We start from the raw sequence: 14543 nt of genomic DNA, 5'->3' as shown, positions 1-14543 counted from the left end.
GTTGCCCTGTCCGGGGCATTCCGTTCGAATCTTTTTACTTCAGGTACTGCGACCCGCGCGTCACCGCCGCGTAGGCGTCGACCGCGCCGTGGCCGTAGAAGCCGTTGAACGACGGGTCACCCTCACACGTGGCCGTGAATTCGGCCGTGCGGCCTTCCTTCAGGTAGTCCACCGTGCGCGGCACCGGGCAGGCGATGTCCGCCGCCGTGCCCTCGAGGACGCGCTGGACCTTGGCCGGGTCCAGGCCGAACTCGCCGTGCGACTTCTTGCCGTACTGGGACACGATCAGCGCCGCGACACCGCTGGCGTGCGGGGTGGCCATCGACGTCCCCTGCAGCCACTGGTAGTAGCCGACCCGGCCGTCGGCCGCGGTCGCCTTCTTGATGCCCGCGGTGACGCCGTCCGGCGTGATGTTGCCCGCCTCGTCGATGTTGCCCTCGGCGATCCCGACGTTCTTCGGGTACGTCGAGAGGATCTGGTTCTCCAGCGTGCGGTGCCACGGGGTGCCGAAGTAGTCGCGGAAGTAGCCGCCAGGGGCCGAGACCGAGATCTGCTCGACGCCGTAGTTCGAGTAGTCCGCCTTCTTCTGGGACGGCCCGAACGAGCTCACACCGATCGTGTGGTTGCCCTCGACCGGCAGGTTGAGGCAGGTCGAGTTGTCCACTGTGCGCGGGTGCGTGCTGTTCGCCGGGTAGTCGGGGCTCGTGGTGTCCGGCAGCGGCGCGCCCAGGTCGGTGTGCTGGTTGCCCAGCGCGACCAGCATCGTGACGCCCTTGCGGTGCGCGTAGTTCAGCGCACGCTGCGTCGCCTCGATGATCGTGCGCTGCTCGGCCTGCTCGGCGGCCGAATCCGCCGGGTTCGCCGTGCAGTTGTACAGCCAGGGGTCGGTGTAGAACGACATGTTGACCACGTCGATGCCCGCGTCGCCGGCGTAGGTGATCGCGTCGACGGTCGGCTGCAGGAAGAAGTACCCCGAGTCCTGGCCGGCCCGGATGTTCACCAGCGTCACGTTGGGTGCGACACCGGAGACGCCGAAGCCGTTCGCGGCGGCGGCGATGGTGCCGGCGACGTGCGTGCCGTGGCCGCCGTCGTCGTGGTTGGCCGGGTCGATGCAGCTGCGGAACTCGCACGGGCCGTCGACCTCGACGCCGTTGACGTCGGTCGGGATGTCGCGGGTGAAGTTGCGCGAGGCTGCCAGGTCGAAGTTCGGCGCGATGTCCGGGTGCGTGCCGTCGATGCCGGTGTCGATGACGCCGACCTTGACCTGCTTGCTGCCCGCCTGCTTGGTGCGCGACAGGTCGGAGCGGACGGACTTGAGGCCCCAGAGCTGGTCGTCCAGCGGGTCCATCCCGACCGCCTTGTTCGCGGCGGCCTGCTTCTTAGCGGCGGCGCCGCGGCCTTCCTTCTCGACGTTGTCGCTCTTGACCTTCTTGCCCGACTTCGGCACCGAGCCGATGGCCTGGGCCTTGGCCGCGCCGAACACGGCGCGGTTCGTGGTCACGCGCTCGGTGAACCCGGTGGCGGGTGCGCTGGCCTTGATCAGGCCGACCGCGCTGTTGGTCGCCAGGACCGTGCCACCCGCGTCGCGGATCGCCTTCTGCGCGCTCGCGACGCTCTGGGCGTCCTTGGCGAGCACGGTGAACTCGGTCGCCGGGCCGGCCAGCGCGGGCTGCGCGGACGCGGCCGGGACCGCGACCGCCGAGAGCGCCCCGAACAGCGGGACGGCCATGGCCGCGGCCAAAAGCCTGGGTCTCTTCACGATTCTCCTCCTCGAAAGCGGTTCCTGCACCGTATAGACCGGACAATGCGTAAACAACGGCCAAACGTACGTTATGGAACAACCGACTTCTGCTCCGCGAAGTGACAAGCTGACAAGTGCCCGTCCGTCCTGGGCACCAGCTCCGGCACCTCCGTCGCGCACCGGTCCTCGGCCTTCCAGCACCGCGTGCGGAACCGGCACCCGGACGGGGGATCCAGGGGACTCGGCACGTCGCCGGTCAGCCGGATCACCTGGCGGCGCCCGCGCACGGCCGGATCCGCCACCGGAACCGCGGACAGCAGCGCCTGGGTGTACGGGTGGGACGGCCGTTCGTAGATCTCCTCCTCGGTGCCGAGTTCGACGATCTTGCCGAGGTACATCACCGCGACGCGGTTCGACAGGTGCCGCACCACCGAAAGGTCGTGCGCGATGAAGACGTAGGACAGGCCGAACTCGCCCTGCAGGTCGCCGAGCAGGTTCATCACCTGCGCCTGGATCGAGACGTCCAAAGCGGACACCGGCTCGTCGCAGATGATCACCTTCGGCCGCAGCGCGAGCGCCCGCGCGATGCCGATGCGCTGGCGCTGCCCGCCGGAGAACTGGTGGGGGTAGCGGTTGAGGTGCTCGGGGTTGAGCCCGACCACGTCGAGGAGTTCCCGCACCTTGCCCGCCCGCGAGCCCTTGGGGGCGACCTCGGCGTGGATCTCGAACGGCTCGCCGACGATGTCGCCGACCGTCATGCGCGGGTTGAGCGAGGTGTACGGGTCCTGCAGCACGATCTGGATCTCGCGCCGCAGCTTCCGCAGCTCGGCTCCGCGCATGGCGAAGATGTCGCGGCCCTCGAACCTGGCGGTGCCGCCGGTCGGTTCCTCCAGGCGCATCAGGACCTGGGCGAGCGTCGACTTCCCGCAACCGGACTCGCCGACGACGCCGAGCGTCTCACCCGGCATCAGGTCGAACGAGACACCGTCGACCGCCTTGACCTGGCCGATCGTGCGCTTGAACAGGATGCCGGTGCGGACCGGGAAGTACTTCCGCAGGTCCTGGACGGACAGGATTGGATCAGGCACGGGAGCTCACCACCTCTTCGGCGAAGTGGCACGCGCTCGTGCGGCCGAAGCCGATCGCGTGCTGGGGCGGGACGTCGGCGCTGCACCGATCCTCGGCTCGCTTGCACCGCGGGTGGAACGGACAGCCCGGCGGGATGTCCAGCAGGCTGGGCGGCAGGCCCTTGATGGTTTCCAGCGTCTGTCCTTTGAGGTCGAGCCGGGGCAGGGAATCCATCAGTGCGGCGGTGTACGGGTGGGCCGGCGCGCGGAACAGCTCGACGGCGCCGGCCTGCTCGACGATCCGGCCCGCGTACATCACCGCGATCCGGTCGGCGACCTCGGCGACCACGCCCAGGTCGTGGGTGATGAGGACGAGCCCCATCTTGCGCTCGGCCTGGATCTCGCCGAGCAGGTCCATGATCTGGGCCTGCACGGTGACGTCGAGGGCGGTGGTCGGCTCGTCGGCGATGAGCAGGTCCGGGTCGAGGGCCAGCGACATCGCGATCATCGCGCGCTGGCGCATGCCGCCGGAGAACTGGTGCGGGTAGTCCTTGATCCGGCGCTCGGCGGCCGGGATGCGGACGGTGTCGAGCAGTTCGATCGCCCGCTTCCGCGCGTCCTTTTTGGACATGCCGAGCCGGACGCGCAGCTGCTCCTCGATCTGGAAGCCCACGGTGAACACCGGGTTCAGCGCGGACAGCGCGTCCTGGAAGATCATCGCGATCTCGCTGCCGCGCACCTCGCGGCGGCGGTCCTCGGACGCCGTCAGCAGGTCCTCGCCGCGCCAGCGCACGGCACCGGCGGTGATCGCGCCGGGCGGCGAGTCCAGAATACCCATCACCGTCTGCGCCGTGACGCTCTTGCCGGAGCCGGATTCTCCGAGCACGGCCAGCGTTTCGCCCGCGTGCACCGCGTAGCCGACGCCGTTGAGCACGTTCGCCACGCCGTCGGACGTCCGGAACTCGACGTGCAGGTTCTCGACCTCGAGCAGCAGTTCGTTGTCGGACAAGGCAGCTACCTCGACTTCGGATCGAGCGCGTCGCGGATGCCGTCACCCAGCATCACGAAGGCCAGCACGGTCAGGGTGACGAAGGCACCGGGGAACAGCAGCATGTGCGGGTCGTTCCGGAAGTAGTCCCGCGAGTCGGCGATCAGCACGCCCCACGAGATCACCGGCGCGCGCACGCCGATGCCGAGGTAGGCCAGGGTCGCCTCGGCGCCGATGAACGCGCCGAGCGCGATGGTGGCGTACACCAGCACGGGCGCGATCGTGTTCGGCAGCAGGTGCCGGAAGATGATCCGCGGGGTGCTCGCGCCGAGCCCGCGTGCGGCCTTGACGTAGTCGAGCTGCTTGGCCACCAGGGTCGCCGAGCGCATGATGCGCATGCCGACCGGCCAGCTCAGCACCGCGATGGAGCAGACCACCTGGACGATGATCGTGACCGCGCCGGGGTTGGCGCCGGGTGCGTTGAACGTCGTCAGGATGACGATCGCGCCGAGCACGAACGGCAGGCCGGCGAAGATGTCGCCGAAGCGCGACAGCAGGCTGTCCACGAGCCGGCCGTAGTAGCCGGCGACGATGCCGATGACCGAGCCCAGCAGCACGGTCACCAGCGTGGAGAACAGCCCGACCAGCACCGACGCCCGGGTGCCGTAGATGGTGCGGGCGTAAACGTCCTGGCCCTGGTTGTCGTAGCCGAACCAGGCGTCCGCGGACGGGCCCTCGTTCGCGTGCGTGAGGTCGCTGAAACCCGCCTCGCGCGAGCTGAACAGCCCGGGCGCGATCGCGATCAGCACGATGACCAGGATGATCACCGCCGAGACGATGACCGCCGGCTTGCGCCTCAGCTGGCGCCACGCGTCACTCCACAGGCTGCGGGGTTTCTGCGGGCCGGTGGCGGAGTCGTCCACCCGGGACAGCTCCGCGGCGTCGGCCCCGCCGCCGCCCACCAGGTTCGGGTCAGTCATAGCGGATCCTCGGGTCGAGAACGGCGTAGAGCAGGTCGACGATCAGGCTCATCAGCAGGTACACCAGCACCAGCAGGACGACCACGCCGACGACCGTCGCGCTCTCCCGGTTCTGGATGCCGCGGAAGATCAGCCCGCCCAGCCCGTTGATGTTGAACACGCCTTCGGTGACGATCGCGCCGCCCATCAGGGCCCCGAGGTCGGTGCCGAGGAAGGTCAGCACCGGGATCACCGAGTTGCGCAGCAGGTGGACGAGGACGACCCGGTGCTCCGGCTGGCCCTTCGCGATCGCCGTCCGGACGTAGTCGGCGCGGCGGTTTTCGGCGATGCTCGTCCGCGCCAGCCGGGCCACGTAGGCCATGGACAGGCTGCCGAGCGCGATGCCCGGCACGATCAGCTCGCCGACGCCCGGGTCGTCCGACACACTCGCTTCGATCCAGCCGAGGCCGTTGGCGCCCAGGGCGAGCTGCAGCACGATCGCGGTGACGAACACCGGCAGCGAGATCAGGAACGTGGTCGAAACCAGCACGAGGTTGTCGAGGAAACCCTTGCCGCGCAAGCCCGTCAGCACGCCGGCGGTGAGCCCGATGACCGCCTCGATGATCACCGCGATCACGGCCAGGCGCAGCGTGATCGGGTACGACGTGGCGATCAGCTCGCCGACGGACGTGCCGTTGAAGGTTTCGCCCCAGTCGCCGGTGAACAGGCTTCCGAGGTACTTGAAGTACTGGACGAAGAGGTTGTCGTCCAGGTGGAACTTCTCGGTCATCGCGGCGATGTAGGCCGGCGGGCAGGCGACCTGGCCGCACTTGCCGGAGAAGGGGTCGCCGGGCACGGCCCAGACCAGGACGTAGATGAGGAACGTGGTGCCGAAGAACACCGGGATCAGCTGCAGCAGCCGTCGCAGGACATAGCGGATCATGACGAGTTCCTAGTGCGCGCCGGGCGTCGTGGGCGGGAGTGCGTTCCCGCCCACGACGCCGTGGTGGTGGGTGCGGCTTCTCAGCGCGTCACTACTTCTTCAGGACCTCGATGGAGGGGTAGTCCGGCATGCGCCGGAAGTCCAGGCCCGCGGACTTGAGGTTCTTCGACTTCGCCGCGGTGCCCTTCTCGTCCCACACCGGGATCGTCGGCAGGTCCTGCGCGACCAGGTCCTCGGCCTGCTGGTACAGCTTGACCGCGGTGTCCTTGTCGACGGTCGAGTCCGCTTGGGCGAGGAGGGCGTCCACCTGCGGGTTGGAGTACGTCGAGTCGTTCGAGGACCCGCCGGTCTTGTAAAGGGGGTTCAGGAAGTTCTCGATGGACGGGTAGTCCGCCGACCAGTCCGACCGGCCCATGCCGGTGAGCTTGTGGCCGGTCACGATGCTGCGCCACTGGCCGAAGTCGGTGGCCGGCACGAAGTCGCACTCGACGCCGAGGGTGTTCTTGATGCTGTTGCACGCCGCGACCAGCGGTTCCTTGCGGCCACCGTCCGCATTGGACGCGATGGTCAGCTTGCCCTGGAAGCCGGACTTCGCGAAGGCTTCCTTGGCCGCCGCCGGATCGAACTTGCAGAACTTGCAGACACCCGGACGCGCGCCGGGGATGCCCTGCGAGATGTAGCCGTCGGCCGGCACGTAGGTGTCGTTCATGACGGTCTTGGTGATCTGCGCGCGATCGATCGCCATCGAGATGGCCTTGCGCAGCTCGAGGTTGTTGTAGCCGGGCACGTAGTACGGGATGTTGATGGTGCTGATCCCGAGCAGGTGGCCGGTCACCAGCCGGTCGCCGAGGTCGTTCTTGTACTTGCCACCCGCGACCGCCGACGGCGGCAGCGCCTCCATGAAGTCGAGCCGCCCGCTCAGCAGGTCCTGGTAGGCGGTCTCCTGGCTGGCGTAGATCTTGATGTCGAGGTTCTTGAACTTGACCTTGTCGTCACCCTTGTAGTCGTCGAACCGGGTGAGCTTGATGTCCTGGTTGGGCGTCCGCGAGACGAACTTGAGCGGGCCGTTGCCGATCGGGTGCTGCTCGAAGGCCGGGCGGTCCTTGAAGAACGCGTCGGGCAGCGGCGCGAAGGCCTGGTAGCCGATCTTGATGTCGAAGACGGAGAACGGCGCGTTGAGCGTCACCTGGAACGCGTAGTCGCCCTTCGCGACCAGCCCGGACATCTTGTCGGTGGCCGGCTTGGCGTTCTCGTCCGCGGGGTGGACGTCCTGGTAGCCCTGGATGTTCGAGAAGAAGTCGGTGTTGAGCTGGCCGTTCGGCGCGTAGGCGCCGTAGTTCCAGGCGTCGATGAAGTTGTGCGCCTTCACCTCGGTGCCGTCGTGGAACTTCCAGCCCTGCTTGATCTTGATGTCGAAGACCTTGGAATCGGCCGTGGTGATCGAGTCCGCCATCAGGTTGAAGGGCTTCGCGTCCGCGCCCTTGAACCCGACCAGGGTGGCGAACATCGGCTGGACCGCCTTGGTGCCGCCGAGGTCGTTGATGTTGGTCGGGACCAGCGCGTTCTGCGGTTCGGTGCCGTAGACGCTGACCGTGCCGTCGGGGTCCGTCTCGCCGGCGCCCGTGGAGCTGCCCGAGCCGCCGCCGCACGCGGTGAGCGCGAGCGCCAGCGAGGTCATCACCACCGTGGGTCCCCAGAGCCTGCGCGAAAGACGCATGATCCCCTCCATATCCGGTGTGTCCGAAAGGTGAGACGCACGCTATCGGGGCCGGTGAAGCCGATCACAGGACTGCGGTGTTGCAAATGTGTGACGACCGTCCGGACCACCTGGTTGGAGCACAACAAACGTAGGAATCCGGGTACTCCGGACGGGCTAGCGCGGACAGCAGGTCATCACCCGCTCACCCACGGTCTGCGTTGCGCCGCAAGCCCTTTCGGGCGGCCGAACGGTCGGTCAGCCAAGGCGCGCCCGGCGGCGGGTCAGGCGAGGGAGAGGGCGATGCCGTCGAGGATGTCGTGTTCGCTGACGACCAGCTCGGTCGGGCCGCCGCGGGCCGCGAGCTGCTCGGCGAGGGTCTGGACCACTACCGCGCCGCCACCGATCACGTCGACGCGGCCCGGGTGGATCACCGGGTTGGCGGCGCGGGTGGCGTGGTCGCTCTGCAGCAGTTCCGCCGCGAGGCGGTCGATGTCCGCCGCGCTCAATGTGGACAGGTGCACCCGCTCGCTGTCGTACTCCGGCAGTCCCAGCGCGATCGCCGACAGCGTCGTCACCGTGCCCGCGACCCCCATCCACGTGCGGGCGCGGGAGACGTCGACGACGTCGAACGCGTCGGTGAGGACCTTGCCCGCCAGGTCGCGGGCGGTCGCGATCTCACTCGCCGTCGGCGGGTCGCTCTTCAGCGCGCGCTCGGTGATCCGGACGCAGCCGATGTCGACGGACTTCGCGGCGAGCACCTCGGCCCGCTTGCCGTCCCAGGTGCCGAGGACCAGCTCGGTCGAGCCGCCGCCGACGTCGACCACCACGAAGGGGCCGTCGTCCGGGTCCTGCTCACCCACCGCGCCGGTGAAGCTGAGCCGCGCCTCTTCGTCGCCGCTGATCACTTCGGCCTCGACGCCGAGGGTTTCGCGGGTCATGCGGAAGAACTCGTCGCGGTTCTTCGCGTCGCGGGTCGCGGACGTGGCGACCATGCGCACCTTTTCCACGCCCTTGCGCCGGGCGGCGACCGTGTAGTCGGCGAGCGCGGCGCGGGTGCGTTCGAGCGCCTCGGGGGCCAGCTCGCCGGTGGCGTCGACGCCTTGGCCGAGCCGGACGATCCGCATCTCGCGGTGCAGGTCGCGCAGGTCGACCGTGCCGTCGTGGCGCGGCGTCAGCTCGGCGACGAGCAGGCGGATGGAGTTGGTCCCACAGTCGATCGCGGCAACACGAGGCATGCGATCACCCTAGCTGGCGGGTGTCGTCGTCCCGACGGTCGTGGTCGTGGTGGTCGTCGAGATCGAGGTGACCGTTTGCCCGCACGTGGGTGATGGGGTCGGGGTCGGTGAGGAGCTGGTGGTGCTCGTGGTCGGCGGGGTGGTCTCCGGCGGCGGCGTGGTCGAAGTGCTGACCTCCGTCGTCGGGATGACGGTGGTGGTCGGCGGCTTCGTGCACGAGTCCGGCGTGGTGGTCGTGGTCGGCGGCTTCGAGGTGCCCGGCGTGGTCGGCGGCGCCGAGGAGACCGTGGCCGGCGGCACCGGGGGTGGCGGCACGGACGGCGGGGCCGGGGCCAGCGCCGCGTTCGGGGCGCCGATCGGCACCGTGCTGTCCGGCACCTGCATGATCCCGTTGCGGTAGGCGTCCGCCCACAGGATCACCGTGTTCACGTACGTGTCGGAGTTGTTGTACCGGTAGATCGCTCCGCGCAGCTGGTCCGGCTTCGCCAGGTCGAACCCGCCGGAGCACAGGTACCGGCCGGTGGCCAGGGCCGCGTCGAAGATGTTGTTGGGGTCGGACTTGCCGTCGCCGTTGCCGTCGGAGGCGTAGCCCTTCCAGGTGCCCGGGATGAACTGGGTCGGGCCGACCGCGCGGTCCCACACCGGGTCGGTGTCGAGCAGGCCCTGGTCGGTGTCCGGGATCGCGGCGAAATTGCCCTGGCCGTTGAGCTGCGGGCCGAGGATCGGCTCGCGGGTGTTCCCGGCCGCGTCGACGTAGCCACCGCGGGCGTGGTTGGACTCGATCCGGCCGATGCTGGCGATCAGCGCCCAGTCGATGTGGCACGCGGGCAGCTCGCGGCCGAGGATGCCGGCGGCGTCCTGGTACGCCTTGAGCGCGGTGGCCGGGATGCCGAGCGGGCCGTCGGGGAGCTCGTACGCCGGCAGGGGCAGCGGGGTGGGCGCGCCGGGGAGGGTGCCGTCGACGGCGATCTGCTGAAGGGCGGCGTTCCCGGGGTCGTAGCCCTGGGCGAGCGCGGCGTCGCGGGTGTGGTCGCCGCTGCCGCCGAGCCAGCCGAGGGTGCCGCCGCCGGCGACCAGCGCCGGGACCACGGCCAGGATGCCGGTGATCAGCGGGTACGCGGTGCGGTGGCGGATTCCGAATCTTCGGGCGTAGCTTCCGACTGCGTCTGGCAGCCGCCGCACACGCATGCTCAGAGCCCTCCCGGCCGGATCGTCACCACTCCAGGGGGACAGCCTGCCGCACCCGCGGCAAACTTTCAGCCCATCGAGAGACGCGATCGAGGTTTTCGCTCACCCAGACCAGTTATCTGTTCACGCGGCGCGAGCGTTACGCGGCGCAGTCGCCCGAAGGCCACCCATTGGCCGTAAGCAGGGCCAACGTCTCGTCACCGAACGGATTCACGCCCGGGCCGACGGCCAGTGCGTGCGCGACGTGCACGTGCAGGCACTTGACCCGGCCGGGCATGCCCCCGGCGGTGACCTGGTGGCCGAGCGGCTCGATGGCGTCCCGCTCGGCGAGGTAGGCCTCGTGGGTGCGCTGGTACTGCGCGGCGAGCTCGGGATCGGTGGTCAGCCGCTCCGTCATCTCCTTCATGATCCCGGACGCCTCGATGGTGCCGATCATGGAGTTCAGCTTCGGGCAGGTGAGGTAGTAGAGCGTCGGGAACGGCGTGCCGTTCTCCAGCCGCGGGCTGGTCTGCACCACGGAGGGGTGCCCACCCGGGCACCGCGCGGCGATCGCCCGCAACGCCCGCGGCGGCCGCCCGAGCTGCTCCGCGATGATCTCGCGGTCGGCGTCGGTGACGGGCTCGAACCGGTGCTGCTGCGTGCTGTCCACGCGGACCAGGTTAGAGCGTGCCCCCCACCACCCGGCCCGCGCCCCAAGCGCCCCAATGTGGCATTGGGTGCGCTCAACGCACCGAAGGCCACCTTGGGTGCGTTGAACGCACCGAAGGCCACCTTGGGGCGCTCGGGCTCAGCCGCCCGAGACCTGGTTCCAGAGGTTGTCGTACCAGGAACTGCCCGGGAGCTGCTGCTGTCCGGCCGGCGGGGCCGCGTCGGGGGCCTTGTCCTCCGGCAGCTGGACGATGTACGGCGTCTCGCCCGGCTTGACGTACCGCAGCCGGCGCCGGGCTTCGGCCTCGATCTGCGCGGGGTCGCTCAGCTCCGCCTTGCGGCCTTGGAGCTGAGCGACCTCCTGCTGCAGCTGAGCCTGCTGGGCCTGCTGTTCGCGGACCTCGGTCCGCTGGGAGAGGTACGTGCGCAGGGGCACGGCGATGGTGAACGCCAGCGCGCACACCACGATCGCCACCACCGCCGCGCGGCGGGTGGTGGACATGCCGAGCACCTTCGCCGCACCCGACGCCCGCTTCGCCGCCAAGCCCCGGCGCAGCCGGGCCCTGGTGGTCTCCGCGTCGCCGGTGCGGCGGCGCGCCGCTTCGGGGCGGCGGGCCGGCGCGGGCCGACCCGTCCTCGAAGAGCCGCCACCGCCGCGGCGGCCGCGTGTCCTCCCCCGATCCGCCATCGGCGTCAGGCCTCGGCGCTGAACCGCGGGAAGGCCAGCTCGCCGGCGTACCGGGCGGCGTCACCGAGGGTCTCCTCGATGCGCAGCAGCTGGTTGTACTTGGCGATCCGCTCGCCGCGGGCCGGGGCGCCGGTCTTGATCTGGCCGACGCCGGTGGCGACCGCCAGGTCCGCGATGAACGTGTCCTCGGTCTCGCCGGACCGGTGGCTCATCATCGACTTGTAGCCGAACGACGTGGCCAGCGAGATCGCGTCGAGCGTCTCGGACAGGGTGCCGATCTGGTTGACCTTCACCAGCAGCGCGTTGGCGGCGCGGCGGGTGATGCCCTCCTCCAGGCGGTCCGGGTTGGTGACGAACAGGTCGTCGCCGACGATCTGGACCTTCTCGCCGACCTCGGCGGTCAGGGTGACCCAGCCGTCCCAGTCGTCCTCGCTCAGCGGGTCCTCGATGGAGACCAGCGGGTAGTCGCGCAGCAGTTCGGCGTAGTAGGCCGACATCTGCTCCGCGCTCTTCTTGCTGCCCTCGAACGTGTACGCGCCGTCGGCGAAGAACTCCGTCGCGGCGACGTCGAGCGCGAGCGCGACGTCACGGCCCGGGGTGTAGCCGGCCTTCTCGATGGCCTGCAGGATCAGGTCGAGCGCCTCGCGGTTGTTCGCCAGGTTCGGCGCGAAGCCGCCTTCGTCGCCGAGACCGGTCGACAGGCCGCGGCCCTTCAGCACCGACTTCAGCGAGTGGTAGACCTCCGCGCCCCAGCGCAGGGCCTCGCGGAAGGTCTCCGCGCCGATCGGCGCGATCATGAACTCCTGGACGTCGACGTTGCTGTCCGCGTGCGAACCACCGTTGAGGATGTTCAGCATCGGCACGGGCAGCACGTGCGCGTTCGGCCCGCCCAGGTAGCGGAACAGCTCCAGCTCGGCCGACTCGGCGGCGGCCTTCGCGACGGCCAGCGAGACGCCGAGGATGGCGTTCGCGCCGAGCCGGGACTTCGCCGGGGTGCCGTCGAGGTCGACCAGCTTCTGGTCGACGATCCGCTGGTCGACGGCTTCGATGCCGACCATCTCCGGGCCGATCTCGTCGAGCACCGCGGCGACCGCGCGCTCGACGCCCTTGCCGTTGTACCGGCCGGTGTCGCCGTCACGCAGCTCGACCGCCTCGTGTTCGCCGGTCGACGCCCCCGACGGGACCGCGGCCCGCGCCAGGGTGCCGTCGTCGAGAGCCACCTCCACCTCGACCGTCGGGTTGCCGCGCGAGTCCAGAATCTCGCGCGCGCCTACCTGCTCGATGAGAGCCACGCCATGCTCCTCGGTGCGTCGTGCCTGCGGTTTCGCGCCCAGCCTAGCCGTCACCGCAGTTCACCCGTTGGAGGACTCACCGCCCGAGCGCACGGCCTGCCATCCCGGCGGCAGCTCGACGGTCTCCGACGTCTGCTGCCAGAACGTCCAGCTGTTGCCCCCGAGATCGGCGACGGTGAACACCCGGGCGCCGTAGGGCTGGTCCTGCGGCGGCTCCAGCTCGCACTCGTCGCCCAGCGCGGCTTCGATCCGCTCGTAGGCCTCGTCGACGTCGTCGACGTAGAGGATGTTGAGCTGGCCGACCGGCCCGTCGACCCCCTTGGCCTGCCAGTAGTCCGGCCCGACACCGGCGATCTGGATCCGCGCGCCGCCCGCCCGCAGCGTCGCCTGGAAGACCTCGCCCGCCGCGTCGCAGAACCGGACCTCCTCGGTGAAGCCGAAGACCCTGGTCAGCCAGGCGAGCGCCGCCGTGGCGTCGGAGTAGTAGAGGTAGGGCGCCAGGCCCCGGTACCCGCTGCTCATGGCGGCACAGTCCATCACGTCCCGATCGGAGGCGTGTGCAACCCCCTCTCTCGCGGTAACGTGGGAGTGACCATGACGGACGCCGCAGCTGCTTCGCAGCCTCCCGAAGAGTCGCGGTTTCATGCCTTCCGCCAGGCCGAAGACCTGGTCGGCCGCCGTCGTCCGCTCGACGCGCTGAAGGCCCTCGAGCCCCTGCTGGAATCCGAAACGGACAAACCGTCGGTGCACCTGCTGGCCGGGCGCGCGTACTTCCACTCCGCTCAGTTGCGGCGCGCCGAAGAGGCGTTCACCCGGGTGCTGGAGCTGGACCCGACGGACCACTACGCGCGGTTCATCCTGGGCCGCACCCTGCAGCGCCTCGGCCGCTTCGTCGAGGCGCTGGCCCAGATGCGGATGGCGTCGGCGATGAACCCGGTGCCGGAATACCTCGAGGCGATCAACGAGGTCAAGGCCCGCATCGCGCTGCGCGACCACTGAGCAGGCCAGGGCCGAACGCCCTCGCAGGAGCCGAACGCGACGCCGCCGCACCTGCTGCAGTCCCGTTCTCCGCCAGGAACCTCCCGCGGAAACTCCCCCGCCCGTCCCTGGGGGGGCGTCCCCGAGTCCAGTCTATCGGCGCCCACCGACGAAACCGGCCGTGAGAGGGAGTTGTCCACCGTCCCATCGACTTGTGGACAACCGGCGTCAGGGCGCGACGCTCGCCTCCGCGTAGGCGTCCGCCGCGCTGAAGACGTCCTGGCCGTACGCCAGGGCCTGGTTGTAGAACAGGACCGCCCGCCACCAGCCGGCCGGGGTGCCGAGGTCGTCGCCGCCCGAGCAGAGGAACCGGGCCGCCGTGAAGGCCGCGTCGTCGATGTTCTGCGGGTCCGGCACGCCGCCGTCGCCGTTCGCGCGCTCCTGGTACTTCTTCCACGTCGACGGCAGGAACTGCATCGGGCCGATCAGGTGGTCCCACGACTTGTCGCCGTCGAGCTTGCCGCCGTCGCTGTCGTGCACCGCCGGGACGCCCGGCGAGCCGTCCAGCGGCGGGCCGACCACCGGCTTCGCCACCCGGCCGTCCGCGCCGATCGCCGCGAGGTCGAACTCGCCGCGCTCGTTCTCGACCCGGCCGATCCCCGCGAGCGTCGCCCACGAGAGGTGGCACGTCGGCTTCTGGCGCTGCATCCACATCTCCGCCCGGCCGTACGCCGCCAGCACCCGCGGCGGGACGTGCGTCTTGTCCGCGACGCGGGCCGCCCACGCGTCCAGTTCGACGCGGTCGGACACCTGCGGCCGGTCGACCGGCGCGGCGAGCCCGGCCCGCGGCGCTTCGGCACCGGGCTGTGGCCGCTGTTCGGGGATGGCGAGCGCCGGCTGAACCGGTGGTGACGCCGCGGGCGCGTCCGGGTTCCGGACACCGATGGTGACGACGAGGATCACGCCGGTGAGCACGAGGCCCACCGCGAGCGCCGCCCGCCCGACGTACCGCCTGGGCGGGCCGCCCGGAGGCGACGACGGAGGCGTGACGGTCGGCTGAGCGGTATCGGCCACCCGAACAGGTTACGGACGCACTCAAGAGGGACCGCCAAACAGC

General features: G+C 70.0%; 14 protein-coding genes. 1 reads left to right on the top strand and 13 read right to left on the bottom strand.

All coding sequences use genetic code 11. The features are described from left to right. Positions 1 to 34: 34 nt before the first annotated feature. The 12 genes from ACLJQE_RS22830 to ACLJQE_RS22775 form a co-directional block, all read right to left on the bottom strand. Entirely contained in the window at positions 35 to 1729 is a 1695-nt protein-coding gene (locus tag ACLJQE_RS22830; RefSeq protein WP_410641524.1) for a S8 family serine peptidase, read from the bottom strand. Positions 1730 to 1830: 101 nt separating this feature from the next. After that, positions 1831 to 2829, bottom strand: a complete 999-nt coding sequence (locus tag ACLJQE_RS22825) for an ABC transporter ATP-binding protein (protein WP_410641344.1) — start codon at positions 2827 to 2829, stop codon at positions 1831 to 1833. Continuing rightward, entirely contained in the window at positions 2822 to 3817 is a 996-nt protein-coding gene (locus ACLJQE_RS22820) for an ABC transporter ATP-binding protein (protein WP_410641343.1), read from the bottom strand. The genes ACLJQE_RS22825 and ACLJQE_RS22820 overlap by 8 nt, the downstream gene beginning before the upstream one ends. Positions 3818 to 3822: 5 nt before the next feature. Continuing rightward, complete coding sequence (locus ACLJQE_RS22815) at positions 3823 to 4776, bottom strand: ABC transporter permease (RefSeq protein ID WP_410641342.1); 954 nt, start codon at positions 4774 to 4776, stop codon at positions 3823 to 3825. Beyond that, a complete protein-coding gene (locus ACLJQE_RS22810; protein WP_410641341.1) occupies positions 4769 to 5698 on the bottom strand; it encodes an ABC transporter permease in 930 nt (309 codons plus the stop codon). The genes ACLJQE_RS22815 and ACLJQE_RS22810 overlap by 8 nt, the downstream gene beginning before the upstream one ends. Positions 5699 to 5789: 91 nt before the next feature. Continuing rightward, entirely contained in the window at positions 5790 to 7415 is a 1626-nt protein-coding gene (locus tag ACLJQE_RS22805) for an ABC transporter substrate-binding protein (protein WP_410641340.1), read from the bottom strand. Positions 7416 to 7678: 263 nt separating this feature from the next. Then, complete coding sequence (locus tag ACLJQE_RS22800) at positions 7679 to 8632, bottom strand: exopolyphosphatase (RefSeq protein WP_410641339.1); 954 nt, start codon at positions 8630 to 8632, stop codon at positions 7679 to 7681. Between the two features lie 9 nt (positions 8633 to 8641). Then, complete coding sequence (locus ACLJQE_RS22795) at positions 8642 to 9820, bottom strand: lytic transglycosylase domain-containing protein (protein WP_410641338.1); 1179 nt, start codon at positions 9818 to 9820, stop codon at positions 8642 to 8644. Positions 9821 to 9959: 139 nt separating this feature from the next. Next, positions 9960 to 10469, bottom strand: a complete 510-nt coding sequence (locus tag ACLJQE_RS22790) for a DUF501 domain-containing protein (RefSeq protein ID WP_410641337.1) — start codon at positions 10467 to 10469, stop codon at positions 9960 to 9962. 138 nt (positions 10470 to 10607) lie between these two features. Continuing rightward, positions 10608 to 10970, bottom strand: coding sequence for an FtsB family cell division protein (locus ACLJQE_RS22785; RefSeq protein ID WP_410641336.1), 363 nt, complete (start codon positions 10968 to 10970; stop codon positions 10608 to 10610). A gap of 191 nt (positions 10971 to 11161) precedes the next feature. Continuing rightward, positions 11162 to 12448, bottom strand: coding sequence for a phosphopyruvate hydratase (gene eno, locus ACLJQE_RS22780; protein WP_086845187.1), 1287 nt, complete (start codon positions 12446 to 12448; stop codon positions 11162 to 11164). A gap of 60 nt (positions 12449 to 12508) precedes the next feature. Then, entirely contained in the window at positions 12509 to 12970 is a 462-nt protein-coding gene (locus ACLJQE_RS22775) for a VOC family protein (RefSeq protein WP_410641335.1), read from the bottom strand. A gap of 72 nt (positions 12971 to 13042) precedes the next feature. Between ACLJQE_RS22775 and ACLJQE_RS22770 the strand changes: the two genes are divergently transcribed. Continuing rightward, the gene (locus tag ACLJQE_RS22770; RefSeq protein ID WP_410641334.1) at positions 13043 to 13447 is read left to right on the top strand and encodes a tetratricopeptide repeat protein; all 405 of its coding nucleotides are present in this window, start codon (positions 13043 to 13045) and stop codon (positions 13445 to 13447) included. 207 nt (positions 13448 to 13654) lie between these two features. Here ACLJQE_RS22770 and ACLJQE_RS22765 read toward each other — a convergent pair whose 3' ends face one another. After that, positions 13655 to 14401, bottom strand: a complete 747-nt coding sequence (locus ACLJQE_RS22765) for a murein transglycosylase (protein ID WP_410641523.1) — start codon at positions 14399 to 14401, stop codon at positions 13655 to 13657. Positions 14402 to 14543 lie beyond the last annotated feature (142 nt).

It is taken from the genome of Amycolatopsis sp. lyj-346, assembly GCF_046548975.1.
In the GTDB taxonomy this organism is placed as follows: domain Bacteria; phylum Actinomycetota; class Actinomycetes; order Mycobacteriales; family Pseudonocardiaceae; genus Amycolatopsis.
The sequence above is the reverse complement of the archived record's forward strand: the minus strand, read 5'-3'. Positions and strand labels throughout refer to the sequence as shown.

What these genes read in the sequence shown, in the direction of transcription:
- ACLJQE_RS22830 (WP_410641524.1), bottom strand. Translation starts at nt 1,729, where the DNA reads ATGGCCGTCCCGCTGTTCGGGGCGCTCTCGGCGGTCGCGGTCCCGGCC.
- ACLJQE_RS22815 (WP_410641342.1), bottom strand. Translation starts at nt 4,776, where the DNA reads ATGACTGACCCGAACCTGGTGGGCGGCGGCGGGGCCGACGCCGCGGAG.
- ACLJQE_RS22810 (WP_410641341.1), bottom strand. Translation starts at nt 5,698, where the DNA reads ATGATCCGCTATGTCCTGCGACGGCTGCTGCAGCTGATCCCGGTGTTC.
- ACLJQE_RS22805 (WP_410641340.1), bottom strand. Translation starts at nt 7,415, where the DNA reads ATGCGTCTTTCGCGCAGGCTCTGGGGACCCACGGTGGTGATGACCTCG.
- ACLJQE_RS22800 (WP_410641339.1), bottom strand. Translation starts at nt 8,632, where the DNA reads ATGCCTCGTGTTGCCGCGATCGACTGTGGGACCAACTCCATCCGCCTG.
- ACLJQE_RS22795 (WP_410641338.1), bottom strand. Translation starts at nt 9,820, where the DNA reads ATGCGTGTGCGGCGGCTGCCAGACGCAGTCGGAAGCTACGCCCGAAGA.
- ACLJQE_RS22785 (WP_410641336.1), bottom strand. Translation starts at nt 10,970, where the DNA reads ATGTCCACCACCCGCCGCGCGGCGGTGGTGGCGATCGTGGTGTGCGCG.
- ACLJQE_RS22775 (WP_410641335.1), bottom strand. Translation starts at nt 12,970, where the DNA reads ATGAGCAGCGGGTACCGGGGCCTGGCGCCCTACCTCTACTACTCCGAC.
- ACLJQE_RS22770 (WP_410641334.1), top strand. Translation starts at nt 13,043, where the DNA reads ATGACGGACGCCGCAGCTGCTTCGCAGCCTCCCGAAGAGTCGCGGTTT.